This window comes from Aequorivita sp. CIP111184 (genome assembly GCF_900489465.1).
GTDB lineage: Bacteria > Bacteroidota > Bacteroidia > Flavobacteriales > Flavobacteriaceae > Aequorivita.
The window spans coordinates 225078-250762 of record NZ_UEFQ01000016.1 but is presented as its reverse complement, the minus strand read 5'-3'; the positions used below and the strand labels follow the sequence as shown (position 1 = coordinate 250762).

General features: G+C 36.2%; 29 protein-coding genes, 1 tRNA gene and 1 pseudogene. 21 read left to right on the top strand and 10 right to left on the bottom strand.

The features are described from left to right. The first annotated feature begins 96 nt into the window (after nt 1–96). The 3 genes from AEQU1_RS07035 to AEQU1_RS07025 are packed head-to-tail and all read left to right on the top strand — an operon-like array spanning nt 97 to nt 4117. Entirely contained in the window at nt 97–606 is a 510-nt protein-coding gene (locus AEQU1_RS07035) for an RNA polymerase sigma factor (RefSeq protein ID WP_111879904.1), read from the top strand. Between the two features lie 57 nt (nt 607–663). Further along, entirely contained in the window at nt 664–1575 is a 912-nt protein-coding gene (locus tag AEQU1_RS07030; protein WP_220092312.1) for a FecR family protein, read from the top strand. Next, entirely contained in the window at nt 1556–4117 is a 2562-nt protein-coding gene (locus tag AEQU1_RS07025) for a TonB-dependent receptor domain-containing protein (RefSeq protein ID WP_111879900.1), read from the top strand. Before AEQU1_RS07030 ends, AEQU1_RS07025 begins: the two co-directional genes overlap by 20 nt. A gap of 3 nt (nt 4118–4120) precedes the next feature. On the opposite strand, the gene argS is transcribed toward AEQU1_RS07025, so the two are convergent. After that, on the bottom strand, nt 4121–5914 hold the full coding sequence (gene argS, locus AEQU1_RS07020; RefSeq protein WP_111880038.1) for an arginine--tRNA ligase: 1794 nt from the start codon (nt 5912–5914) through the stop codon (nt 4121–4123). Nucleotides 5915–6031: 117 nt separating this feature from the next. On the opposite strand from argS, the gene AEQU1_RS07015 reads away from it, so the two are divergent. Continuing rightward, on the top strand, nt 6032–6463 hold the full coding sequence (locus AEQU1_RS07015) for a hypothetical protein (protein WP_111879899.1): 432 nt from the start codon (nt 6032–6034) through the stop codon (nt 6461–6463). A gap of 78 nt (nt 6464–6541) precedes the next feature. Beyond that, nucleotides 6542–7174 carry a MarC family NAAT transporter gene (locus AEQU1_RS07010; RefSeq protein WP_111879897.1) on the top strand — a complete coding sequence of 211 codons (633 nt, stop codon included), beginning with the start codon at nt 6542–6544 and terminating at the stop codon, nt 7172–7174. A gap of 3 nt (nt 7175–7177) precedes the next feature. On the opposite strand, the gene AEQU1_RS07005 is transcribed toward AEQU1_RS07010, so the two are convergent. Next, a complete protein-coding gene (locus AEQU1_RS07005; protein ID WP_111879895.1) occupies nt 7178–7384 on the bottom strand; it encodes a hypothetical protein in 207 nt (68 codons plus the stop codon). A gap of 126 nt (nt 7385–7510) precedes the next feature. Between AEQU1_RS07005 and AEQU1_RS07000 the strand changes: the two genes are divergently transcribed. Next, entirely contained in the window at nt 7511–8944 is a 1434-nt protein-coding gene (locus tag AEQU1_RS07000) for an SDR family oxidoreductase (RefSeq protein WP_111879894.1), read from the top strand. Nucleotides 8945–8947: 3 nt separating this feature from the next. On the opposite strand, the gene ctlX is transcribed toward AEQU1_RS07000, so the two are convergent. After that, nucleotides 8948–9850: a citrulline utilization hydrolase CtlX gene (gene ctlX, locus AEQU1_RS06995; protein ID WP_111880036.1), complete on the bottom strand. Its 903-nt coding sequence runs from the start codon at nt 9848–9850 to the stop codon at nt 8948–8950. Nucleotides 9851–10165: 315 nt separating this feature from the next. Between ctlX and AEQU1_RS16310 the strand changes: the two genes are divergently transcribed. From AEQU1_RS16310 to AEQU1_RS06970, 6 genes and pseudogenes are all read left to right on the top strand, one after another. Further along, the gene (locus AEQU1_RS16310) at nt 10166–10369 is read left to right on the top strand and encodes a hypothetical protein (protein WP_258455189.1); all 204 of its coding nucleotides are present in this window, start codon (nt 10166–10168) and stop codon (nt 10367–10369) included. 72 nt (nt 10370–10441) lie between these two features. Beyond that, nucleotides 10442–10540: pseudogene (locus tag AEQU1_RS16435) on the top strand (damage-inducible protein DinB); the annotation flags it as partial. 99 nt (nt 10541–10639) lie between these two features. After that, complete coding sequence (locus tag AEQU1_RS06985) at nt 10640–11080, top strand: thioredoxin family protein (protein ID WP_111879893.1); 441 nt, start codon at nt 10640–10642, stop codon at nt 11078–11080. 1 nt (nt 11081) lies between these two features. Continuing rightward, a complete protein-coding gene (locus tag AEQU1_RS06980) occupies nt 11082–12071 on the top strand; it encodes an FAD:protein FMN transferase (protein ID WP_111879891.1) in 990 nt (329 codons plus the stop codon). Between the two features lie 16 nt (nt 12072–12087). Further along, nucleotides 12088–12303 (top strand): DUF4266 domain-containing protein, encoded by a 216-nt coding sequence (locus AEQU1_RS06975; protein ID WP_111879889.1) that lies wholly within the window; start codon nt 12088–12090, stop codon nt 12301–12303. A gap of 67 nt (nt 12304–12370) precedes the next feature. Beyond that, on the top strand, nt 12371–13603 hold the full coding sequence (locus AEQU1_RS06970; RefSeq protein WP_111879888.1) for a DUF3570 domain-containing protein: 1233 nt from the start codon (nt 12371–12373) through the stop codon (nt 13601–13603). Nucleotides 13604–13609: 6 nt separating this feature from the next. Here the strand turns inward: AEQU1_RS06970 and AEQU1_RS06965 are convergent, their stop codons facing one another. From AEQU1_RS06965 to AEQU1_RS06945, 5 genes are all read right to left on the bottom strand, one after another. After that, nucleotides 13610–13987: a hypothetical protein gene (locus AEQU1_RS06965; RefSeq protein ID WP_111879886.1), complete on the bottom strand. Its 378-nt coding sequence runs from the start codon at nt 13985–13987 to the stop codon at nt 13610–13612. A gap of 120 nt (nt 13988–14107) precedes the next feature. After that, nucleotides 14108–14506 carry a rhodanese-like domain-containing protein gene (locus AEQU1_RS06960; protein ID WP_258455186.1) on the bottom strand — a complete coding sequence of 133 codons (399 nt, stop codon included), beginning with the start codon at nt 14504–14506 and terminating at the stop codon, nt 14108–14110. 8 nt (nt 14507–14514) lie between these two features. Further along, entirely contained in the window at nt 14515–14826 is a 312-nt protein-coding gene (locus tag AEQU1_RS06955) for a rhodanese-like domain-containing protein (RefSeq protein WP_111879883.1), read from the bottom strand. Nucleotides 14827–14871: 45 nt separating this feature from the next. Then, nucleotides 14872–15567 carry a thioredoxin family protein gene (locus AEQU1_RS06950; protein ID WP_111879881.1) on the bottom strand — a complete coding sequence of 232 codons (696 nt, stop codon included), beginning with the start codon at nt 15565–15567 and terminating at the stop codon, nt 14872–14874. A gap of 11 nt (nt 15568–15578) precedes the next feature. Beyond that, complete coding sequence (locus AEQU1_RS06945; RefSeq protein ID WP_111879880.1) at nt 15579–16139, bottom strand: redoxin domain-containing protein; 561 nt, start codon at nt 16137–16139, stop codon at nt 15579–15581. A 289-nt stretch (nt 16140–16428) separates the two neighbouring features. Here AEQU1_RS06945 and AEQU1_RS06940 point away from each other — a divergent pair, with 289 nt between their 5' ends. The 9 genes from AEQU1_RS06940 to AEQU1_RS06900 all read left to right on the top strand — a co-directional run bounded on the left by AEQU1_RS06940 (nt 16429) and on the right by AEQU1_RS06900 (nt 25133). After that, on the top strand, nt 16429–17826 hold the full coding sequence (locus AEQU1_RS06940) for an anthranilate synthase component I family protein (RefSeq protein WP_111879878.1): 1398 nt from the start codon (nt 16429–16431) through the stop codon (nt 17824–17826). A 2-nt stretch (nt 17827–17828) separates the two neighbouring features. Continuing rightward, on the top strand, nt 17829–18395 hold the full coding sequence (locus tag AEQU1_RS06935) for an aminodeoxychorismate/anthranilate synthase component II (protein ID WP_111879876.1): 567 nt from the start codon (nt 17829–17831) through the stop codon (nt 18393–18395). Further along, nucleotides 18396–19388 (top strand): anthranilate phosphoribosyltransferase, encoded by a 993-nt coding sequence (gene trpD, locus AEQU1_RS06930; protein WP_111879875.1) that lies wholly within the window; start codon nt 18396–18398, stop codon nt 19386–19388. Then, a complete protein-coding gene (trpC, locus tag AEQU1_RS06925; RefSeq protein ID WP_111879873.1) occupies nt 19385–20167 on the top strand; it encodes an indole-3-glycerol phosphate synthase TrpC in 783 nt (260 codons plus the stop codon). Before trpD ends, trpC begins: the two co-directional genes overlap by 4 nt. Next, nucleotides 20164–20811: a phosphoribosylanthranilate isomerase gene (locus tag AEQU1_RS06920; protein ID WP_258455185.1), complete on the top strand. Its 648-nt coding sequence runs from the start codon at nt 20164–20166 to the stop codon at nt 20809–20811. The genes trpC and AEQU1_RS06920 overlap by 4 nt, the downstream gene beginning before the upstream one ends. 89 nt (nt 20812–20900) lie before the next feature. Then, nucleotides 20901–22082, top strand: coding sequence for a tryptophan synthase subunit beta (gene trpB / locus AEQU1_RS06915; protein ID WP_111880033.1), 1182 nt, complete (start codon nt 20901–20903; stop codon nt 22080–22082). Then, the gene (gene trpA / locus AEQU1_RS06910) at nt 22082–22843 is read left to right on the top strand and encodes a tryptophan synthase subunit alpha (RefSeq protein ID WP_111879872.1); all 762 of its coding nucleotides are present in this window, start codon (nt 22082–22084) and stop codon (nt 22841–22843) included. Before trpB ends, trpA begins: the two co-directional genes overlap by 1 nt. A 74-nt stretch (nt 22844–22917) precedes the next feature. Further along, nucleotides 22918–24231 (top strand): hydroxymethylglutaryl-CoA reductase, degradative, encoded by a 1314-nt coding sequence (locus AEQU1_RS06905; RefSeq protein WP_111879870.1) that lies wholly within the window; start codon nt 22918–22920, stop codon nt 24229–24231. Nucleotides 24232–24233: 2 nt separating this feature from the next. Further along, nucleotides 24234–25133, top strand: a complete 900-nt coding sequence (locus tag AEQU1_RS06900) for a GYDIA family GHMP kinase (RefSeq protein WP_111879868.1) — start codon at nt 24234–24236, stop codon at nt 25131–25133. A gap of 100 nt (nt 25134–25233) precedes the next feature. On the opposite strand, the gene AEQU1_RS06895 is transcribed toward AEQU1_RS06900, so the two are convergent. Together AEQU1_RS06895 and AEQU1_RS06890 are read right to left on the bottom strand one after the other, a co-directional pair. Next, nucleotides 25234–25515 (bottom strand): GIY-YIG nuclease family protein, encoded by a 282-nt coding sequence (locus AEQU1_RS06895; protein WP_111879867.1) that lies wholly within the window; start codon nt 25513–25515, stop codon nt 25234–25236. A gap of 44 nt (nt 25516–25559) precedes the next feature. After that, nucleotides 25560–25632, bottom strand: a tRNA-Phe gene (locus AEQU1_RS06890). Between the last annotated feature and the right edge of the window lie 53 nt (nt 25633–25685).

Here is a 25685-nt window from a genome sequence, read left to right as displayed (position 1 = left end):
TTGAGTGGTTTCTATTAATAACAGACAAATTAAAATATACCCTACCCATCAACTTGAAAAAGTTTTAAATATATTTGAATTCAATCAAACTCATTTATGAAAGAGCCTGAAAATGTTTGTAATGAAAACACATTCAACCGTCTTTATGAAACTCATGGAAAGCCGGTTTGGCGTTTTATTTATTTTAAATGTGGCGATGGCGCGCAAGCTGATGATTTGGTGCAGGAGGCTTTTATAAAATTGTGGCAAAACTGTGCTAAGATAACGAAAGAAAAAGCAAGATCATTTTTATACACCGTTTGCAACAATGCTTTTTTAAATGAAGTGGCGCACAAAAAAGTGGTTTTAAAACATGCCAAAACTCAAACCGACCACACCAATTTCCAGTCTCCAGAATTTTTAATGGAAGAAACAGAATTTCACAACAAGCTTAAAAATTCACTTGAAAATCTTACCGAAGCCCAACGTACCGCTTTTCTTCTAAATAGAATAGAAGGAAAAAAATATGCTGAAATCGCGGAAATGTTGAATATTTCTGTAAAAGCAGTGGAAAAGCGTATGAGCCAAGCTTTAGCAAAGCTTCGGAAAGAAATTGGAAATATTTAAAATTTTAAAGGTAGGGTAAGCAACACTTCAGCTGTTTCACTTATGAATACAAAGAATATGGAGAAAAATTACTTATTGCACAAATGGCTCAACAACGAAGCCACTCCCGAAGAATTTGAACTGTTAAAAGCCGATCCAGAATATACTTCCTATGTTCAGATTGCGGCTGCCAGTTCTAATTTTGAAGTTCCTGAAATGAACAGCGAAGCAAACTTTGAAGCTATTTCAAAACAACTAAAACCTGTTCACCAACTTAATAAGCCGAACATATTTTCAGTTGTTTGGAAAGTGGCTGCAGTGTTTGCGTTTTTACTGGCTGGCTATTATTACACAACAACTTTTGACACTTCGGTAAAAACTGAAATCGCGCAAACCGAGACTTTTTCATTGCCCGATAATTCAGAAGTTGTACTAAACGCAGGTTCAAAAATCATCTACAACAAAAAAAACTGGTCTGATTCCCGCGCGCTCTCTTTGGATGGCGAGGCATACTTCAAAGTGAAAAAAGGAAATAAATTTAGTGTAAAAACCGTTGAAGGTATTGTAAGTGTTTTAGGAACGCAGTTCAATGTTTTTGCGAGAGATGGATTTTTTGAGGTCGCTTGTTACGAAGGTTTGGTTAGTGTAGCTTTCAATGATACACTTGTAAAAGTGCCCGCGGGAAGCAAAATACAAATTAAAAACGGAAAGTTAGCAATTAACGAAGCTACCAAAAACCCTTCGCCTGTGTGGCTTTCAAACGAAAGTAATTTTGAAAACACACTTTTGCCAATTGTGCTGAATGAAGTTGAAAGACAATATCCTATTAAAGTCATTTTGGAAGATATTGATTCCGAAAAAAGATTCACGGGGAGTTTTACCCACGAAAATCTTGACCTTGCCTTAAAAGCCATTTGTGAGCCCCTTCAGTTAAACTATAATATAAATAAAAACGGAGTTGTAAGCATTTATGCCAAAAATAGCAAGTAGCTACAAAATACTCTTTTTCCTATTAGTTTTCTGTGCTTTCGGAACTAAATCCGTTGCTCAAGAAACTGATGAAACTACACTTTTGCCCTATTTAAAATCGTTGGAAAAGGAATATAATGTTCGATTTTCATTCGTAAAGGAAGAAGTAGAACTTATTGTATTAAAGCCATTTTCAAAAACTGAAAAATCCATAGAAATTATTCTTTCCTATCTTCTTGAAAATACTCCTCTGCTATACAATCGTATCAACGAACGCTATATTACCATTACTTCCAAAGAAAATAAAGGCAGTCTTTGTGGACGAATTATTGATATTGAAACGCAGCTGCCATTGGAAGGTGCGACAATTATTTCGGAAAACAACTCGTTCAACACCATCTCAAATGCGGAAGGTTTTTTTTATATTCCTGAGCAAACCAAAAATATAAACTATACGATTTCGTATGTTGGTTATTCTTCAATTAAAAAAAACACTTCCAAATTATCCAATGAATGTTCTGCCCTACTTTTAGTTCCATCGGTGGCTGAATTGGAAACTGTTATGATTCAAAATATTTTCACTAAAGGAATCGATAAAAATCTGGACGGGTCCATTTTGCTTTCAACAGAACATTTTGGGTTGCTTCCCGGACAAGTAGAAAACGATGTACTGCAAATTGCACAAGCTCTTCCAGGCGTGGAAAGTGTAGATGAAACCATTTCAAACATAAACATTCGTGGCGGAACTCACGATGAAAACCTATTGCTTTGGGACAATATAAAGATGTATCAAAGCGGACATTTTTTTGGGCTCATTTCGGCCCTAAACCCAGACATCACCAAGAATATAACTATCTATAAAAACGGAACTAACGCCCGTTTTGGCGAAGCAGTTTCGGGTGTAATCGATATGCATTCAAAAAATACCATTTCCTCGGAAATCGAAGCTGGAATTGGTTTCAATTTGATTAACGGAAATGGATTTTTAGATTTTCCCATTTCAAAAAAACTCGGTATTCAAGTTGCTGCACGAAAATCAATCAACCATCTTTGGGAATCACCCATTTATAAAAATTACACTAAACGTATTTTTCAGGATAGTGAAATTTCGAATATTGAAAACACGGAGAATAATGTTTCAATCGCTACCGATGAAACTTTCAGCTTTTATGATTTCAGCACCAAATTGTTGTGGGATATTTCAGAAAAAGACAAAGTACGCATCAATTTTTTGACGATTGACAATTCACTGGATTTTACTGAAACTTTGGAAACCAATTCCCAATCCAAAACCAGTGAACTGAACCAAAGCAGTTTGTTGGGAGGCGTTTCATGGAATCACAGATGGAGTGAAAATATTGAAACTACTGCTTTGCTTTACGGAACCTATTATCTGCTAGATGCTACCAATAAAGATATTTTCACTACCCAAGAACAAATACAAAAAAACGAGGTTTTAGAAACTGGCGTTAAACTAGACGTGAATATTAGGCTTTCGCAAACTTTAAAATTTCAGTCGGGCTATCATTTTTCTGAAGTAGGCATTGCTAACACCCAAGATGTAAATCTACCGCGGTTTCGCAATTACGAAAAAAATGTTTTGCGAACACACGCGCTTTTTGCGGGATTGAATTATATGTCCACCAATCAAAAAACCTCCATTTTTGGAGGAGTGAGAGGAAATTATTTTTCGAAGTTTGAAGAAATTTTGATTGAGCCGCGATTGAGTTTACATCAAAAGTTTGGAAATGGTTTTGCCGTTGAGGTTTTGGGAGAATTCAAAAGCCAAAGTACTACCCAAAGAATTGACTTTGAAAGTGATTTTCTCGGTATCGAAAAAAAAAGATGGATTTTGGCTGACGAAGAAAACACACCTATAATTAAAAGTAAACAAGCTTCTGCGGGTTTTGTTTACAGTAAGAAGGGACTTTTTATAAATGTGGAAGGATTTTATAAAATAGTTGATGATATAAATAGTGCAAATCAAGGACTACAAAATCAATTTCAATTTTCTAAAGCCATTGGAAGTTATACTGTAAAAGGTGCTGAATTTGTAGTGAATAAAAAAACAAAGTCATTCAGCACTTGGCTAAGTTATATGTACAGTAAAAACGATTATGAATTTGAAAGACTCGAAACATCAACGTTTCCAAACAATCTTGATATTCAGCATTCCGCGACACTTGCAGGTAGTTATTCGTGGAATGCTTTAAAAATAGCTTTAGGGCTTAATTGGCACAGTGGAAAACCCTATACAATTCCTTTGGAAAATTTCGAAACAACCACAGAAGGTGGCATAGCAACTGTCCAATTTGACACTCCTAATAACCGGCGATTGCCAGATTATTTTCGCGCAGATCTTTCTGCGGAATATCTTTGGAAACTCTCCCCTTCTATTGATGCCAAAATAAACATTGCGCTTTTGAACCTTTTGAATACTGAGAACACGATTAACATCCGCTATGCTGTTGCAAGAGACGAAAACAATGAAATAACCGTAAACCAAGTCGAGGAAGTTTCTTTGGGTATTACTCCAAATTTTTCGTTTCAGGTTTTATTTTAAAAATTACATACGCTCCGGAACTTCGATTCCCAAAAGCGCAAAAGCACTTTTGATAACTTCGCCAACAGCTCTTGAAATTTTTACACGAAATATTTTTTCAGCTTCGTTATCCGTTGCTAAGATTGGCACGTTTTGATAGAAGCTATTAAATTCTTTCACCAAATCATAAGTATAGTTAGCAATTAAAGCCGGGCTATAATTTTCTGCAGCCAATTGAATGGTTTCGGGGAATTGTTGGATTATTTTAATAAGTTCTTTTTCTTTAGGCTGTAAGATAATATCAGAAGTAATCTGCTTCGACAGGCTCAGCATGACATTTTCATTTTCATTAGCTTTTCGAAGAATAGATTGTATCCGCGCATAGGTATATTGAATGAACGGCCCCGTATTTCCTTGAAAATCGACACTCTCTTCAGGATTGAAAAGAATTCGTTTTTTAGGATCTACTTTTAAAATATAATATTTCAAAGCGCCCAAACCGATCATTCTGTAAAGCACTTCTTTTTCTTCTTTTGAAAAATTATCAATCTTTCCAAGCTCCTCAGAAATAGATCGAGCGGTATCTGTCATTTGCGCAATCAAATCATCTGCATCAACCACAGTGCCCTCACGACTTTTCATTTTTCCGGAAGGTAAATCTACCATTCCATAACTTAAATGATATAAGTTTTCAGCCCAATTGTAGCCCAGTTTCTTCAGAATTAAAAACAACACTTTAAAATGGTAATCCTGCTCATTACCCACGGTATAAATCATTCCGCCAACATCTGGATGGTCTTTCACTCGTTGTACGGCAGTGCCAATATCCTGCGTCATATAAACCGCGGTGCCATCACTACGTAAAACCAGTTTTTCGTCAAGACCGTCCTCGGTTAAATCGCACCATACGGAACCGTCGTCTTTCATAAAGAAAACATCTTTTTTGATGCCTTCTTCAATAATATCCTTTCCTAAAAGATAGGTATCACTTTCATAATAATAAAAGTCAAAATCTACGCCGATAGACTTATAAGTTTCCTCAAAACCTTTATAAACCCAGCCGTTCATTTTGTTCCAAAGCGCAACAGTTTCTTCATCGCCAGCCTCCCATTTAAGAAGCATTTGCTGTGCTTCCTTTAAAAGCGGGGCTTGTGCCTTAGCTTCTTCTTCTGTTTTTCCTTCCGCTTTTAGCGCTTCTATTTGCTTCTTATATTCTTTGTCAAATTTTACATAATAATTCCCAACGAGTTTATCGCCTTTTAAATCAGTTGAATCTGGTGTTTCGCCATTTCCGAACTTTTCCCAGGCTAGCATACTTTTACAAATATGAATTCCACGGTCGTTGATGATTTGTGTTTTATAGACTTTTTTCCCAGCGGCTTTTTCGATTTCCGCAACGGAATATCCGAGCAAAACATTTCGAACGTGACCCAAATGCAGAGGTTTGTTTGTGTTAGGAGAAGAGTATTCTACCATCACAGCTTTTCCGTTTTGATCCCCTTTTCCGAAGGAAGAAAAATCGGTTACTGAATTAAAGAAATTCAAATAATAGGAATCACTCAAAACAATATTCAAAAACCCTTGAACTACGTTGAATTTTTCAATTTCTGAAACATTTTCAACCAAATAATTACCAATGGCCTCACCAATCTGTACCGGATTTCCTTTAACAACGCGGAGCATCGGAAAAACAACGGCAGTAATATCACCCTCAAAATCTTTGCGGGTAGGCTGTAATTCTACTGATTCAAGTTTTGCGCCGTACAGATTTTCGACTGCATTTTTAATTTGGGTTTCCAGTATCTGTTGAAATGTCATCAATATAATATTTAAAGAGTAAACGAAATCCGTTGCCGTAGCTCCAGATTTTGGGAACAAAGATACACGTTTTTAAATTTGAAGTATTTGTGAAAATCTTATCTTTAAAGGAAAAAAATGCTACTTCAAGTTTCATATAATGACAAAGAAATTACTAGAAAAATAGACGCCGAACTTGGCAAACCATTCACCATACACGAACGTTTTAAAATGGGCGGTATTGGTTCCCCGAAACTGATCTTAAATGAGACCAGCATTCAAATAAGCAATTTGATGAATTTGGACAACAACAGAAACGTTTGCAATATTGAGCTACGGCCAAAAGGCATTATAGTGGGTTTCCGAAGCAGATTGAACTCTTACGCACTAATTATTCCTTATTATAAATTGGTGCTTTATAAAGGCAAAGCAGAAGAATATTCTATTTATAAAGACAATTATTTTTTCAAATTTGAAGCGCACGCTGAGAATAAATCGGTTCACAACTTTATGAAGAAATTGATGGAAGCAAAAATTGCCGCTACGCCAGACAGATTGGAAGATATTTAGAGAACTCAATTGTAATCTTTTGGTAACACTTAAGTAAACTTGAAGTAGAAAAAGCAAACGTCCTTTGCCGAAAAAACTATGGACATTTTTTTATATGTTTTTGCAGCGCTATTTTCGGTGATAAACCCTTTGGGAACTGTACCCGTATTTGTAGGTTTAACAAGCGATGAGACTCCGCAGGAGCGAAATAAAACTTCGCTTCTGACCACGATAAATGTGATTGTCATTTTAATCATTTCCTTCTTTGCCGGAACCTATTTATTGGCCTTTTTCGGAATAAGTTTGAATGCGCTGCGCATTGCGGGCGGAATGATCATCGTTACTTCTGGTTTTGCGCTGTTAACGGGAACTTTTTCAAAACACAAGGGGATGAAGAACAAGCGGGTACAGAAAGATTTGGACAAGCGGGAAAAATTTTCATTGACCCCACTTGCAATCCCAATGCTTGCTGGTCCAGGCTCTATTTCATTGTTAATTACCTTTAATCAAAAGTATCAGAATACTAATGATATTTTATGGATTGTTTTAGCAGTATTAGCAGTTGGTTTGGCAACTTTTATCATTTTGAGAAGCTCGCATTACATCAGCAAATTTTTAGGTGCTTCCGGCATTAATGCTATTTCGCGCATTGTTGGATTTATAGTGATTTCCATAGGTGTAGAATACATCAGCGCAGCTGTTATTTCTATTTTTAAAACAATAAATCTTTAAAAATTAGCGACGGTTTTTAAGAAGTGCGCCAGCAATAAGCGCCAAAACGCCAATACCAATCATTCCTAAAGTTTGGTTAGTCAGGCCTTCTTTTGCATTAACTTCCAAAGGGCCGATATCCAAAATTTGTTGGGGTACGAAAGCGTTGTAAAGTCCAAAAACAATTAGAATTACTCCAACAATAAGCAAAACGATTTTTAAGATTTTCATGGATTTTGGAATTGATTAGTTAAAGATTTAAAGATACCGTTTTGAAAAATAATGAAAGCCATAAGTTAACGGGTTTTTAACTACTGTGTAATTATTATAAATTATCTTTAAACAAAACTAAAAAAATTGAAAATTCTACTCACAGGTGCCAACGGATATATAGGAATGCGATTGCTTCCCCAGCTTTTAGAGAACGGACATGAAATAATCTGTGCGGTTCGTGATAAAAATCGACTTCCACTAAATCCAGAAACTATAAAAAAAATAACCGTATTTGAGGTTGATTTTGCGGAAGAAGTGAACACCGAATCTTTTCCGAAAGATATTGATGCTGCGTATTATTTGATTCATTCCATGAGCGGTGCCGACAATAATTTTGACGAAATTGAAGCGCGCGCAGCAGAAAATTTCAATAAATATATGGCGGTAACTTCCGTGAAGCAGGTTATATATTTAAGCGGAATTGTAAATGAAGAACAACTTTCTAAACACTTGGCTTCACGAAAAAAAGTAGAAGATATTTTATTTAAGGGAAACTATCATTTAACAGCATTGCGAGCGGGAATTGTGGTGGGCAGCGGTAGCTCTTCATTTGAAATAATCAGGGATTTATGTGAAAAACTACCTGTAATGGTCGCTCCAAAATGGTTAAAAACCAAGATTCAGCCCATAGCGATTCGCGATGTGATTGCATTTCTTTATGGCGTCTTAAACAATGAAAAATGTTTCGATCAATCGTTTGATATTGGCGGACCCGATGTTCTGACTTATAAGGAAATGCTGTTGAAGTATTCTAAAATTCGCGGCTTAAAACTTTGGATAATTTCCGTGCCTATTATGTCGCCTCGACTATCTTCCTATTGGCTTTATTTTGTTACTTCAACTTCCTATAAACTTGCCGTAAACCTTGTGGACAGTATGAAAATGGAAGTTGTTGCAAGAGACAACAAACTGCAGGAAATTTTAAATATTCAACCCATTTCGTATGAAGAAGCCATTAAGTTAGCCTTCATTAAGATTGAGCAAAATCTTGTTATTTCAAGCTGGAAAGATTCGTTAGTGGCGGGCCGAATTTCGAATTTGAAAGAATACATTCAAGTACCAACATTTGGATGCTTAAAAGACAGAAAAGTGTTGAAAATTGACAATCCTGAAAAGGTTTTGAACAACATTTGGACTATTGGCGGAAATCGTGGTTGGTATTACGGAAATTCACTTTGGAAAATCCGGGGTTTTATAGATAAAATTTTTGGTGGGGTTGGTTTACGTCGCGGCAGAACCCATCCTGATCAAATTTACACGGGCGATGTGTTGGATTTTTGGCGTGTACTTTATGCTGACAGGGAAAGTAAAAGACTCTTACTTTTTGCTGAAATGAAATTGCCAGGCGAAGCTTGGCTGGAATTCTGCATTAACGATAAAAATGAATTAGTACAAACTGCCACGTTCCGCCCAAAAGGTTTATGGGGAAGGTTGTATTGGTATTTAATGCTTCCGTTTCACTATTTTATTTTCGGTGGAATGATTCGAAATATTACCAAAAAAGAAGTTTTGTCCTAAAATTTATTCTCTCGGAAGAAAAACTTCAGCCATCATACAGCGTGCACTTCCGCCACCACATGTTTCAATTGTTGTAAGATCGCTGCTCAGGATTTCGCAATGTTTTTCGATGGCTGCAATTTGTTCTTTATTTAGGCTGTTATGAGCTGCGGCGCTCATCACCAAATATTTTTTATCTTTTCCCTGCAGTTGGAGCATATTTCCGGCAAAATGATGCATCTGCGCTTCCGTTATTTTAATGATTTCTTTTCCATCTTTTTTTAAATGCTGAGTAACATTTTTCTTTTCAGCCACATCGTCTATAGAGTCTAAGCAAATCACGCAAAATTTTTCCGCAAGGCACATCATTACATTGGTATGATAGATGGGTAAACGTTTGCCATCCACGGTTTGGTTTGCTGTAAAAATTACTGGCAAGTATTCAAAATCTTCACAGAATTCAATAAGTAACTCTTCGTCTGCTCTAGGCGAAAGTGCGCAATAAGCTTTTTTGTTTACACGGTCCAACAGTAGACTTCCAGTTCCTTCTAAAAACAACCCTTCATCTTCTGCTGTTGTATAGTCATATACATTATTGATTATAAAACCTTCGGTTTCTAAACGTATTAAAATTTCCTCACGTCTTTCACGACGGCGATTTTCAGCAAACATTGGGTACAATCCTATATCGCCATTTTCATGAAAACTGATCCAATTGTTCGGGAAAATAGAATCTGGCGTATCCAATCGCAAATCATCGTCTTCAACGATTACATTTACGCCCACCTTTCGAAGCTTCTGAACAAAAGCATCAAACTCTAACTGAGCTTTTTTATTAATTTCAGCATTCTTAAGCGCTATGTCTTCCTGAAAAAAATTATTTACTGCCGTTTGCTCGTTCATTCGAAACGCTACGGGGCGAATCATTACGATTGTATCTGTGATTTGTTTTGTCAATTGAAGAAATTTTAAGGTGTAAATTTAAAGGAATTTACTCTTGAAAAAATACTTTTAAAGAAGTAAATTAGTTTTAGAAACTATATTTCAATACGCTCTAAAATATTGAAATTTCCAATGAAAAATATTGCAACTACTTTTAATAAATTGCAAATATGAAAAATTATGGATACACTAAAAAATTTAAAGGACAAACTAACCGAAGAGTTCAACATTACTAGAAAATTTTTAAATAATTTTCCATAAGACCAAAATGATTATGCACCACACGACAAAAGCATGAAAATGATGGATTTAACAACACATATTGTTGATATTTTTGGTTGGCCAAATATAATTTTAAGTAGCGAAAAGCTAGATTTCGCTGATAGTAATATCCCAGAAAAAATGGATGGTAAAGAAAGTTTGCAAACCCAATTGGAGAAGCAGTATAAAGCAGCATTAACGGCTTTAAATACTGTAAAAGAAGATGACTTAAAACCTAGTTGAAGCATACAAATGAATGGTCAAAAAATAATGGAATGGAGCAAGTATGGCGCCATTCGCCATGGGCTTAACCAAATTACGCACCACAGAGCGCAATTAGGCATTTATTATAGATTATTGGATATTCCGGTTCCGGGAAGTTACGGTCCATCTGCAGATGAAACAAAAGGATGAATTATTGCAATCTAAAAATATATTTTGAAAATTGGGAAGTTAATTAGCATCTCGGCACTAATTTTGAAACTGCTACGTTATTAAAAATATTAATATCCAATGAAAAAAACTTTTTTTATAGTATCGATACTGCTATTTTCATTTTCTTTTGTCAACGCTCAAGAATGGCAAACTGATTTTAAAACTGCAGAAAAATTAGCTTCAGAAGAAAACCGCCCCATAATCCTTGTTTTTCAGGGAAGCGATTGGTGTGCACCCTGTATAAAATTAGATCGGGAAATATGGAGTTCAGATGAATTTAAATCTTACGCTAAAGAACATTTCGTAATGCTACAGGCAGATTTTCCACGCAGAAAAGCTAACGCACTCAGTGATGAGCAACAAGAAAAAAACAATCAACTTGCTGAAAAATACAACACACAAGGTTATTTCCCATTTGTAGTGGTTCTTGATAAAGATGGCCACGTTTTAGGAGAGGCAGGTTATGAAAAAACCACGCCTACAGCATACATTGATAAACTTGAATCTTTTGTAAAATAATTTGAAAAGAACAGTCCTAATATGTGTCGCACTTCTTTGTGCTAATACTATTTTTTCACAGGAAATTTTTAAACGTACCCTAAAATTAATGGGCAGCCGTTTTGAAATTACAGTGGTTGCAAATGATTCAACCGAAGCTAATAATTATATAGATATGGCGGTAGGTGAAATAACCCGTATTGAAAAACTCATTTCTTCATGGGATCCAGCTTCGCAAACTTCAGAAATAAATAGAAATGCCAGCATTAAACCCATAAAAGTTGATGAAGAACTCTACAATTTAATTGGGCGCGCCATTGAGATTTCGAAATTGACCGAGGGCGCTTTCGACGTCAGTTTTGCTTCCATGGATAAAATTTGGAAATTTGATGGTAGTATGACTGTAATGCCTTCTAAGGAAGCAATAAAAGAATCCGTAGCAAAAGTTGGGTATAAAAATATTATTCTTGATCCTGAAAATTTTACTGTTTTTTTGAAATTGGAGGGAATGAAAATAGGCTTTGGAGCTATAGGCAAAGGATATGCTGCTGATAAAGCAAAAAAACTTTTGATGGAAAAAGGTGTTAGCGCAGGAATAATAAATGCTTCGGGTGATATGAACACCTGGGGAAGACAACCCGACGGTGAATTTTGGAAAGTTGCTATCACCAACCCTATGGACAAAAATAAAGCTTTTGCACTACTGCCTTTAAAAGATAATGCCGTGGTTACCTCTGGAAATTATGAAAAATATGTTACTTTTAATGGCGTGCGTTACACGCATATAATTGATCCGCGTACGGGCTATCCTGCCACAGGAATTATCAGCGCCACAGTATTTGCTCCAAAAGCCGAAATTGCCGATGCATTAGCCACCTCAATTTTTGTGATGGGAAAGGATGTTGGGATTGATTTTGTAAATCAATTGCCAAAAATAGAATGCATCGTTATAGATGAAAAAGGTGAGATTTTCACCTCAAAAAATATTGAAATAGAAACTTTAAAAAAATAAGAAGTCTTCAAAAAACATGAAAAAGTTACTACTGCTATCAGCTATCATAACATTGGGAACTTTTAGTTCCTGCACTGTTGTTAAGGAATATGAAAAAGTAAAAATCAATGACCCTGATATGGTTTTGGGTGACAAACCTGTGGATAGGTTTGGGATCAATGCGCAAGCCTATCGCGAAGCTGCTTCGGGCGCCAATGGAGGTAAAACAGGCGGCGGTTGCGGCTGTAATTAATACAATATCAATTACCAAAACTCACTTTAGCCATTCCATTTTCCTATTACTCAAATATATTTTACAGATGAAACACATAATTAGTTTATTTATCATTCTGTTTTCAGCAACAGTTTTTGCCCAAGACTCTACTTCAACATATAAAAAACGTGTACTTGAAGCCACCGAAGTAGATTTTCTTGCAAGTTATTACACCCAAGATGGCGATAATGCCGCAGTAAGTGGTGGTATAGGCTCAGAAAAACTTACGGATTTTACTCCAACAATCGTAGTTGCCGTTCCTTTAAATGACGACGATGTTTTAACAATTGACGCCGGCGTTTCTGCTTACACTTCGGCTTCATCGAGTAATATTGACCCTTTTGATGGTAGTGAACCTGCCGATCCTTATGTGGCTTCTTCGGGAGCTTCGGCAAGCGATCTTTGGGCTGGTGGAAATGTAACCTATTCGCACAGCAGCGATGACAGAAATGATATTATAAGCGCTAAAGTTTCCGTTTCTTCAGAATTCGATTATTTTTCATTCGGTTTTGGAGGAAGCTACACCAAGCTTTTCAATGAAAAGAACACAGAATTAAGTGTGCACGCAAACGTTTATTTAGATACTTGGAAATTATTATATCCAATTGAATTACGACAAACTTCTTTTAATGGTTTAGACAAGAAAAATAGAAATTCATACTCTGTAGGTTTTGGGTTTTCACAGATACTATCAAAAAGCCTTCAAGGTTCTCTTTCTTTAGACTTAGTGCAGCAACAAGGCTTACTATCCACTCCTTTCCAAAGGGTATATTTTAGCGATCTTGCAGACCGTTTTCGCGAAAATTTCCAGTTGGCGGATGACATAGAAAGGCTGCCTGACACGCGTTTTAAAACGGCAATTGGCGGAAGATTGAATTATTTTATTAATGAAATGTTTGTAGTAAGAACCTATTATCGCTACTATTTTGATGATTGGGGAATAACGTCAAACACTGCGAGTATTGAAGTTCCTATAAAAATTACTGATAAATTTACTCTTTATCCAAGTTACCGATATTACAATCAGACCGCGGCAGATTATTTTTATCCGTATGAAGCAGCGCTATCAACAGATGAATTTTACACTTCAGATTACGACTTATCTGAATTTTCAGCAAATCAATATGGTTTTGGAATTGGCTATACAGATATTTTCACGAAGCTGAGAGTATTAAAATTTGGACTGAAAAGTGTAGACTTAAAGTACGATTATTACAAGCGCGACAGTGGGTTGAACTACAGTCTAATTTCGATAGGGTTTAAATTAATAGGAAATTAATTTAGGCTAAGCACTTAAAACATCTCCATCTTTTTGGGGATAATCTCCAAACTCAAAAAGCATCTTTTTATAAAAACTGTGTTGAAGTTTTCCTTCTTCAACACATCCTGTAAGTGTTTCTTCCAAATTTGAATACGATACTTTATCTGCTATCGCTTCATTTAAATCAAAAAGTCTGACAGGGTTTGTAGTTAAAGGTTTGGAATTCCAAATGGAAATCAATTTATCTTCGTAATCAATATTAATATCAATTGCGTTAAAGAAAAACTTTAAAAACATTTTATGAAAATTGCTAAATTCTTTGGCAGGAAATCTGTCAAATTTGCAACTAATGGTTATAAGATTTTTTATTTGATCGAATACTATTTCTTCTCTATTTTCCATATCCCCTGTTTTACATACGGAATATACGGAGTGTTGTAATGAAAAACTTTTTAAAACTATAATTTAGCGTCAGTTTAACTTGGAGGTTTTCAATTCGTTAAAAAATTAAGAAGAAAATCATTATTTCTCTTGAAATCCTTCGCTTTCCCAATTCAAATAACCGCCTTGCATATCGTAAATTTCCTTAAAACCGAGATCTTTTAAAATTAGGGCTGCTTTAGCACTTCTTTTTCCACTGCGGCAATAAACATATACAGGTTTCTCCAAATTCAATTTTTCAGCTTCGGTATTAAAATTTGTTTCTAGAACATCAATATTTAAAGCATCTTGAAGATGTCCTTCTTCAAACTCTGCCTCGGTGCGAGCATCAACAAGTTGAATATCTTTGTTTTTAATAATTGAATCGTGAAACTCCTGTGGTGTTAAAATCTTTATATCTTGAGCAATACTGTGGTCTTTACAAGCTGTAAAAAAAAGTATTACAGTAAATCCAAAAAGGAATGCTGCTTTTTTCATCATCAAATTATTTAATTATTTAATTTCCCTTTCCATTCCATAATCCCGCCTTTTAAATTATATGCATTTTTTACTCCTACGGAATTAAGCAACATACAGGCTTGGCCACTTCTTCCTCCGGAGCGGCAATAAACATAGTAATTTTTCTGCGGATCCAATTGTTTGGCACGCTGAAGAAATTCAGCGCCATTAAAGATATCCATTTGAATCGCTCCAGGAATATAGGCCTCCGCAAACTCCGCATCTGTGCGTACGTCCAGAATTACTGCATTGTCATCATTTTCTAGTTGTTCGCTCCATTGCTGTTGGGTTAAATCTGCCATAATTATTTTTTTTGTAAAAGTACTAAATGTATAAGGTTTAAAAATCTATTGCTTCACAGAACATCCAATTGCTTTGGTTTCTTTCACAGATATTTGTTTCCCTTCTAAAAGCTCATTTACAGCATTAGCCAAAAACTGTTCCTTCACCGCAGAGGCATTACGTACATTATCATCAATAGCACCAATGTATTTCACAATATTACTTCCATCTTCTTTTTGCAACAAATAAACATGAGGCGTTTTCGTGGCACCGTACTTTGCATAAATCGATTGGCTTTCATCATACAAGTACGGAAATGTAAATCCAGCCTCTTTCGCCTTTTGTTGCATCAATTCATAGGTGTCATCCTCTTGAACCTCTGGATTATTCGGATTGATGGCAATTACTGGATAGCCCTTTGATTTAAATTCCTTGTCTAACGCAACAATCCTTTCTTCACTTGCAACAGCAAATGGACAGGTATTACAAGTAAAAATCACAATAAATCCTTTAGCATCTGGGTAATCTGAAAGTGAAACCATTTTTCCATTTACATCTTTCAACTTAAAATCTGTTGCTTCGTCACCAATTTTATATCCAATCACACTAATTTCTGAATCTGGACTTATATTATTTGCATCATCATTTTCATTGATTGCAACTTCTTCTAAGTTCTTTTTCTGTTCATTTTTACAGCTATTAAATGCCGTTATTGCAATAAGCGCAAACGCTAAACTGGAGAGTATTTTTATTGTTTTCATAAAATATATTTTTAAAGAAATGTTTTTAATTCGGTTTCAAGTTTTTCAAAGGTAAATGATTGTTCGTAAAATTTCCGTTTGTCTTTTTTGTAAATAACCGTTGCGGGAATTGCACCGCTCCATTCAGGAGAAACTTTTGGAATCCAACCATTGGCATCGGCATCATCAAGTAAAACAACTTCAGATTGGATTTTATTTTTTTTGATAAAAGGAATTACTTGACCTTTAATTTTATCAGGAAAATCAAGACTTACCAATAATACTTTTACTTTTTCACCAGCATAATCTGAAGCTATTTTTTCAAAAGCGGGAAGCTCTTCAACACAAGGTTTGCACCACGTAGCCCAAAAATTTATAATATAAACTGAATCATTTTCTTTCTGAAAATAATTCTTTTCAAATTCTTCAAAATTGATGGAAATAATTTTTTTAGCATTAAAATCTTGTTTTTTCACTTGAAGATTTTCTGTCAACGCAACTTCAGAAGTTATCCCACTAATTTTAGTTTTACCTTTTTTATCAGAGCAGCTTTGAAGTATTATAAAAAAAATAAAAACTGGAAGTAATTTCATCCTCTAAAAATATTGAAATCCCATCTATTTGCAACTTAAATTAACGAATCATTAATAAGACTAAAAGAATTTAAGTCTTTCCAAAATCTTAAAATTTTCTTTAAAAAAAATTATTATTGTAAAAATAATATATCTTTGAGCCCACAATGAAAACAATCAGAACAAATACTTGGTGGTGGTCTACTTTACGAAAAACGTCGTGAACTGAACACCTATGGTATTAAACATATACGAAAAGGCTTGTCAATCACGACAAGCCTTTTTTTATTGCATAAATTGAAATTTTAAAATGAAATACAACTTAAAAACACATTCAAAAAAACTATTGGCAGATACGCTAACGCCCGTTTCCGTGTATTTACGTTTGCGCGACAAATTTCCAAATAGTCTTTTGCTGGAAAGTAGCGACTATCACGCCAACGACAATAGTTTCAGCTATATCTGTTTCAACCCAATTGCTTCCATAAAAGTTGAAAACGACATCATTTTTCAGCGTTTCCCGGATGGAAAAAGTCTTGAAACTAGAATTACTGAAAGCACAAATGTCCCAAAAGTTTTAGATGAATTTGCGGCTTCATTTTCTTCGGAAGAAAGTAATTTTAAGTTCATCAACAACGGTCTTTTCGGCTTTATGGCTTTTGATGCAGTGCGGTATTTTGAAGATATTGAACTTCACAAAAAAGAAGAGAATTTAGAAATACCCGATCTGTATTATGCAGTTTATCAAAATATAATCGCGATAAACCATTTCAACAACGAAGCCTATATTTTTGCGCACTGTTATAATTCTGAAAACAACATTCCGCAGATTGAACAAATCTTAAAATCGAAGAGTTTTGCCGAATATTCTTTTAAAAGAAACGGCGAGCGAACAACAAATTTAAACGACGAAGATTTTAAAACTTTGGTTCGAAAATGCAAAGAACACTGCCAGCGTGGTGATGTTTTTCAAATTGTTCCCAGCAAACGCTTTTCACAAAAATTCACAGGAGATGAATTCAACGTTTATAGAGCTTTACGAAGTGTGAATCCTTCACCCTATCTTTTCTATTTTGATTATGGAAATTTTAAAATCTTTGGAAGTTCACCCGAAGCGCAATTGATAGTAAAAGGAAATCGCGCCGAAATCCATCCAATAGCCGGAACTTTTAAACGCACCGGAAATGACGAACAGGATGCAGAACTCGCCAAAAAACTTTCCGAAGACAGAAAAGAAAACAGCGAACACGTTATGCTGGTTGATTTGGCTCGAAATGATTTAAGTCGCCACGGAACGAATGTGAAAGTGGAAACCTATCGGGAAGTTCAGTTTTTCTCGCACGTTATTCATTTGGTGAGCAAGGTTACAGCAACCAAAAATCCACAAACTATAACAATGCAGATAGTTGCGGACACTTTCCCCGCAGGAACTTTGAGCGGTGCGCCAAAACACAAAGCGCTGCAATTACTCGAAAAATATGAAAATAGAAGTCGGGAGTTTTACGGTGGCGCCATTGGTTTTATGGATTTCAGCGGTAATTTTAATCACGCGATTATCATTCGTTCGTTTGTGAGTAAAAACCATACATTACATTATCAAGCAGGTGCTGGCGTAGTTTCTGAAAGCAATGAGGATAACGAATTACAGGAAGTTTATAACAAATTGGGCGCACTCACTAAAGCGCTGGAATTAGCTGAAAGTATATAAATATGAAAATATTGGTAATAGATAATTACGACAGTTTTGTGTACAATCTAGTTCACTATTTAGAGGAATTAGATTGTGAGGTAACCGTAAAACGAAACGATAAATTTTATTTGGAAGAAGTTGAAAACTACGACAAAATTCTGCTTTCACCAGGTCCAGGAATTCCTGATGAAGCGGGTTTGCTAAAAGCAGTGATTCAAAAATACGCAACTTCAAAACCTATTTTGGGCGTGTGCTTGGGGCAACAGGCAATCGGCGAAGTTTTTGGTGGAAAACTGGAAAACTTGAGTAAAGTTTTTCACGGCGTTGCTACAAAAGCAATTATTATCTCAGAGGAAGAACCGCTTTTTAAAGGACTTGAGAAAGAAATTGAAATTGGCCGATATCACAGTTGGGTGATTTCAAAAGAAGATTTTCCGGAGGTTTTAGAAATTACTTCCGTAGATGAAAACGGACAAATTATGTCCGTTCGTCACAAATTTTATGATGTTTGTGGCGTACAATTTCACCCCGAAAGTGTGCTGACGCCAATGGGAAAACAGATTATTAAAAATTGGATTGAAAGCTAAATGAAACAGATTTTAAACAGATTAATAAATCACGAGCAACTTTCAAAAGAAGAAGCAAGAACTGTTTTGGTGAATATTTCCGAGGGAAAATACAACCAAAACCAGATTGCCGCTTTTTTGACGGTTTTTATGATGCGAAACGTAAGTTTAGAAGAACTGGAAGGTTTTCGCGATGCCTTGCTAGACCTATGTTTAGCGGTAGATTTCAATGAATACAACACCATTGATTTATGCGGAACAGGCGGAGATGGAAAAAACACTTTTAATATTTCAACCTTGGCATCTTTTGTTACGGCTGGCGCAGGTTTGCAGGTTACAAAACACGGTAACTACGGTGTTTCTTCTGTTAGCGGAAGTAGCAACGTGATGGAAGCTTTGGGCATAAAATTCAGCAACAAAGAAGATTTTTTAAAACGCTGTTTGGATGAAGCAGGAATCTGCGTTTTGCACGCGCCACTCTTCCACCCCGCGATGAAAAATGTAGCTCCCATCCGAAAAGAATTAGGCGTAAAAACCTTCTTCAATATGCTTGGGCCGATGGTAAATCCAGCATTTCCAAAAAACCAATTAGTTGGGGTTTTCGATTTGGAATTAGCCAGAATGTACGGCTATCTCTATCAAAAAAGCGAAAAAAATTACGCGATCCTGCACGCAATTGACGGTTATGACGAAATATCGCTGACTGGTCCCGTAAAAGTCATTTCTAAAAGTTCAGAAAATATTTTAAATGCGGAAAATTTCGGTGTGAAGAAAATTGAGGAATCTGAAATATTTGGTGGCGAAACGGTAAAAGATTCTGCAGAAATTTTTATGGATATTTTAAACGGAAAAGGTAAAGAAGCCCAAAATAACGTAGTCTGCGCAAATGCGGGAATGGCAATTTCAGTAGTTGAAAATTGTACGATAAAAGAAGGTTTTGAAAAAGCGCAAGAATCGTTGCAATCCGGAAAAGCATTAAATTCTTTAAAACAATTACAAAAACTGAGTAAATGACAATTTTAGATAACATAACAGCTTACAAAATCAAGGAAGTTGCGGCAAAAAAAGAAGCGATTCCAGTACGCTTGCTTGAAAAGTTTTCGCTGTTTGCGAAAGAAACAAAATCTTTGGCGGAAGCTTTACGCATTTCAACCACGGGAATTATAGCAGAGCACAAACGCCGTTCGCCCAGCAAATCGGTAATAAACGATAAGGTTTTGTTGCACGAAGTGGTTTCTGGCTATGAACTTGCTGGCGCCAAAGGAATTTCGGTATTAACGGATTCCAACTTTTTTGGTGGCTCGTTGGACGATTTATTAGTGGCGGAGAAAACGGTTTCTATTCCAATTCTTCGGAAAGAATTCATCATTGATCCCTATCAAATTTACGAGGCAAAAGCATACGGCGCCGACGCCATTTTATTGATTGCCGCCTGCCTTTCTGCGGAAGAGCTTAAGCAATTTTCACATTTGGCAAAAAGGCTAAAACTGGATGTTTTGTTGGAAGTCCACAATCTTGAAGAGCTTCAAAAATCTTTGTTGCCGAACGTAGATATAATTGGCGTAAACAATCGAAATCTGAAAAACTTCAAAGTGAATATCGAAACCAGTAAAAAGCTCTCTCAAGAAATTCCAGCCGATTTCGTAAAAATATCCGAAAGCGGAATCAGCGATGTTGAAACAATAAAAGAATTGAGAACATACGGTTTCGAAGGTTTTTTAATTGGTGAAAACTTTATGAAAACCGAAAATCCCGGCGAGACTGCAAAACAATTTATTGAAAAATTAAGATGAAAACATTGCTAAAAATCTGTGGAATGAAACACAATGTAGCTGAAGTTGCAGCACTTCAGCCAGATTATTTGGGTTTTATTTTTTATGAAAAAAGTCCGAGGTTTTTTAATGGTGAAGTTATTTCGGAGCTGCCGGCTGGAATTAAAAAAGTTGGTGTTTTTGTAGATGCTTCTTTGGAAGAAATTTTAGATAAGGTTGAAAAATATAAGTTGGATGTAATTCAATTGCACGGTAATGAAAGTGTAGATTTTTGCGAACAGTTAAAAGCGAAATGTCAGGCTGAGCTTGTCGAAGCCTCTAAAATTGAAATATGGAAAGTATTTTCGATAAAAAATGAATTCGATTTCGAAGTTTTACAATCCTATGAAAATGTTGTGGACAAATTTCTTTTCGATACAAAAGGAAAAGAAAAAGGTGGAAATGGTTTCAGTTTCAATTGGGAGATTCTCAAAAATTATCCTTCAAAAAAATCTTTTATTTTAAGCGGCGGAATTGGTTTAGAAGAAATTGAGTCCCTTAAAAATTTACTAAAAACAGACCTTCCCATTCACGCGATTGATGTGAACAGTAAGTTTGAAAATGAGCCAGGCATGAAAGATGTTTCGGCTTTGAAGAAATTCATTTCTACTATGAAACAAGACTAATGGCAAACCCGAACACGACTCAATACTCAATACTCAATACTCAATACTCAATACTCAATACTCAATACTCAATACTCAATACTCAAAATATGAATTATAACGTAAACGAAAAAGGCTATTACGGCGAGTTTGGCGGAGCGTACATTCCTGAGATGCTTTACCCAAATGTGGAGGAGCTTCGGCAGAATTATTTAAAAGTAATGGCGGAAGAATCTTTCCAAAAAGAATTTCACGAATTGCTGAAAGATTATGTGGGACGCCCGACTCCCCTATATTTTGCGAAACGACTCTCAGAAAAATATAATACAAAAATCTATTTAAAACGCGAAGATCTTTGCCATACAGGCGCGCATAAAGTAAACAATACTATTGGGCAGATTTTAATGGCAAAACGTTTGGGCAAAACACGAATTATTGCCGAAACCGGCGCCGGGCAGCACGGCGTCGCAACCGCCACAGTATGTGCTTTGATGGGCTTGGAATGTATTGTTTTTATGGGAGATGTCGATATAAAACGCCAAGCGCCAAACGTTGCCCGAATGAAAATGCTTGGCGCAAAAGTGGTTCCTGCCACAAGCGGCAGTAAAACCTTAAAAGACGCCACGAATGAAGCCATTCGCGATTGGATAAACAATCCTGTTGACACTCATTATATAATAGGTAGTGTGGTAGGGCCACATCCCTACCCTGATATGGTGGCGCGTTTTCAAAGTGTAGTTTCCGAAGAAATAAAATTGCAGCTCAATGAAAAAGAAGGTCGTGAAAATCCGGATTTTGTGGTAGCCTGTGTTGGTGGCGGCAGTAACGCCGCTGGAGCTTTTTATCATTATTTGGAAACTCTGGAAGTTGGTATTATCGCCGTTGAAGCTGCAGGAAAGGGAGTTGATAGCGGGGAAAGCGCTGCAACATCGGCTTTGGGAAAAGTTGGGATTATTCACGGAAGTAAAACCCTGTTGATGCAAACTGCCGACGGACAAATTACCGAACCCCACTCCATTTCGGCAGGATTGGATTATCCGGGTGTTGGGCCTATGCACGCCAACCTGTTTGCAAGCGGGCGCGGGGAATTCATTTCAATAACCGATGACGAAGCTATGGAAGCTGGACTTGAACTCTGCAAACTGGAAGGTATTATTCCAGCTATTGAATCCAGCCATGCACTCGCAATTTTTGAAAATAGAAAATTTAAAAAGGATGATGTTATCGTGGTGAACTTAAGCGGGCGTGGGGATAAAGATTTGGATACTTATATTAAATATTTCAATTTATAATGAATAGAATTAAGCAAAAACTTTCAGAAAACAAAAAACTGCTTTCCATTTATTTCACAGCAGGCTATCCAAAATTGGATGATACCGTTGAAATACTTCAGCAATTAGAAAAAAGCGGAGTTGATATGGTTGAAATTGGTTTGCCTTTTAGCGATCCCTTAGCTGATGGCCCCACTATTCAAGCAAGTTCACAAGAGGCTTTGAAAAACGGAATGACAACCGATTTACTTTTTCAGCAATTAAAAGACGTGCGCAAAATTGTTTCCATTCCATTGATAATTATGGGTTATTTTAATCCCATGCTTCAATTTGGCGTGGAAAATTTCTGTAAAAAATGTGCAGAAGTTAGCATTGATGGATTAATTCTCCCAGACCTCCCTTTAGCAGAATATGAAGAACATTATGCTGAAATCTTTAAAAAACACGGCTTGTTGAATATCTTTTTAATCACGCCCCAAACTTCCGAAGAAAGAATTAGGCAGATAGATAATACTTCAGAAGGTTTTATTTATATGGTGAGTAGCGCCAGCGTTACTGGGAGCTCAGACGGTTTTGGCAAGGAACAGGAAAGTTATTTTGAACGAATCGCTTCCATGAAACTTAATAGCCCCCTAATTGTGGGTTTCGGGATTAGCGATTCAAAATCTTTTCAACAAGCCACAAAACATACTAATGGCGCCATAATTGGCAGCGCTTTCATAAAAATGCTTTCGGAAAAAGGTTTTGCAGGAATTTCATCTTTCATTAAATCAATTAGATAACTTTTTCTCTTTTTAAATGATTCTGAAGAAACTACAACGAAACACTATCTTTGCATTTAACTTTACTTATTTACATGAACCAACCCGTTTCTGGATTTTCAAAAAAATCAAAGGAAGAAAAAATTGAATGGCTTGCAGAAAATTACCTGCAAAATAATCCAAACTCCGTTCAAATTTTAAAAAATTACTGGAATGAAGATACTTCATTGCAGCAACTCCACGATGATTTCATAGAAAACACACTTTCAAATTATTACTTGCCTTTTGGCATTGCGCCCAATTTTTTAATTAACGAAAAGCTTTATGCTTTGCCAATGGTTACTGAAGAAAGTTCCGTTGTAGCTGCGGCGAGTAATGCTGCCAAATTTTGGCTGGAACGTGGCGGATTTAAAGCCGAAGTGATTTCCACAGAAAAAAATGGTCAGATTCATTTTAATTTCTTTGGAAAGGAAAAGGATATTGAAGACTTCTTTGAAGAGGTTAATCCGAAACTGCGCGACAGCATCCAATCCATTGAAAAAAATATGAAACAACGCGGCGGCGGTCTTTTAGAGCTATCATTAGTAGACAAATCGCACATCTTGGAAGGCTATTTTTATATTCATGCAACTTTTGAAACGTTGGATGCCATGGGCGCCAATTTTATAAACAGTTGTTTGGAGCAAATGGCGCATACTTTTGAAGCAGAAGCCAGGAATTTTAAACCCTTTCAGAAAGACGAAATCTATCCAGAAGTGGTAATGAGCATTCTTTCCAATTACGTGCCTGAATGTTTGGTACGTGCCGAAGTAAGCTGTAAAGTTGAGGAACTCACAACAAAACATTACGAAGGAAAACACTTTGCAGAAAAATTTGTCCGTGCCATTGAAATCGCAAAAACTGAGACTAGACGCGCTGTTACCCACAATAAAGGAATTATGAATGGTGTGGACGCGGTTGTTCTCGCCACTGGAAATGACTTTCGCGCAGTGGAAGCTGGCGTGCACGCCTATGCCGCACGAAATAGTTATTACGGAAGTTTGACACACGCAAAAATTGAAGATGGTATTTTTACTTTTTGGATTGAGTTGCCTCTGGCCGTTGGTACCGTTGGCGGATTGACATCACTTCACCCATTAACAAAATTGGCTTTTGAAATTCTTCAAAAACCCGATGCGAAAGAATTGATGAAAATTTTGGCTGTGGCGGGACTTGCACAAAACTTCGCAGCAGTGCGCTCTTTGGTGACTACGGGAATTCAAAAGGGGCATATGAAAATGCACTTGATGAATATTTTAAACCAGCTAGCAGCTTCAACAGATGAAAAAAATGAGGCGGTGGAGTTCTTTAAAGAAAATGCTGTTTCGCATAGCTCGGTAGTTTCATTTTTGGAAAATCTCAGAAAATAGTTATGCAGAAATTCCACAGCAACGGAAAACTATTGCTCACGGGAGAATATGTGGTTCTTGATGGCGCAACGGCCTTGGCTATTCCCACAAAATACGGGCAATTTTTGGAGGTTCAGATTTCAACTAAAGATGGAATTCATTGGAAAAGTTACGATGAGAAGGGGCTAATTTGGTTTGAGGAAGTTTTTAATCTGACTTATTTAAAAGGTTCCAATCCAGAGAATACTTTTTCAAAAACATTATCAGAAATACTTATACAAGCAAGAAAACTAAACCCTGCTTTTCTTGCTGAATCCAAAGGATTTGCAGTTTCAACAACGTTAGATTTTCCTCGCAATTGGGGTTTGGGAACTTCCTCTACATTAATAAATAATATTGCACAATGGGCTAATGTGGATGCTTTTGAGCTTCTGAAAACCAGCTTTGGGGGCAGCGGTTATGATATTGCTGCCGCGCAAAGCGACTCTCCTATTTTATATGAATTAAAAAATAACAATCCGAAATTTAGACAAATTCATCTTTCATGGGATTTTACAAATTCAATATTTTTTGTGCATTTGAATAAAAAACAAGACAGCAAACTGGGGATTGCTAAATACAGAAATACTTTAGTTGATACTAAATCGATCCAAAGAATTTCAGATATAACCAATAAACTTTTGATGTGTTATTCCCTTTTAGATTTTGAAAAGTTGATGGATGCTCACGAGGAAATTATTTCAGAAATTATAAACCTTCCAACAATCAAAGAACAACTTTTTAGCGATTACCCAAACACAATCAAAAGTTTGGGCGCTTGGGGCGGCGATTTCGTTTTGGCAACGGGAGACACTTCAAATATGGATTACTTTAGAAGGAAAGGATTTGAAACTATTGTGCCTTTTAAAGAAATGTTACTTTAATAATCTAATTACAAACCATTTAAAAACAAAAAATCCCCAAACAAACTGTCTGGGGATTTAAGTGGTGCCTCCAACCCCGAACCATCGGGGGAACTAGGGACTATTTTCTTTTTAATATATCTAACAGTATTTTGGGATTGTCTATAACCTTTTCAATAAACACCCTGCTCTTCATTTTCTTTATAAACTTTTCAAGAAATAATGCTTCCGATCTATTTGCACACTCATATTCCAGTGAAATTTTCCAATCAGTCGCGGCTTTGGTAAAATTTGATTTGAAATAATGCTCATTGTGCTGTTTAAGCCTTTTATGTATATCTGGACTTTCACCAACATAATAGCTATCGAGCGTGAGGGAATGAATTATATAGAGATAATGCATAATTAAAACAAAAAATCCCCAAACAAATTGTCTGGGGATTTAAGTGGTGCCTCCAAGAATCGAACTAGGGACACACGGATTTTCAGTCCGTTGCTCTACCAACTGAGCTAAGGCACCATTATTGAGACGGCAAATATAAAGCTATTTTCTTTTTCGCAAAACATTAATTC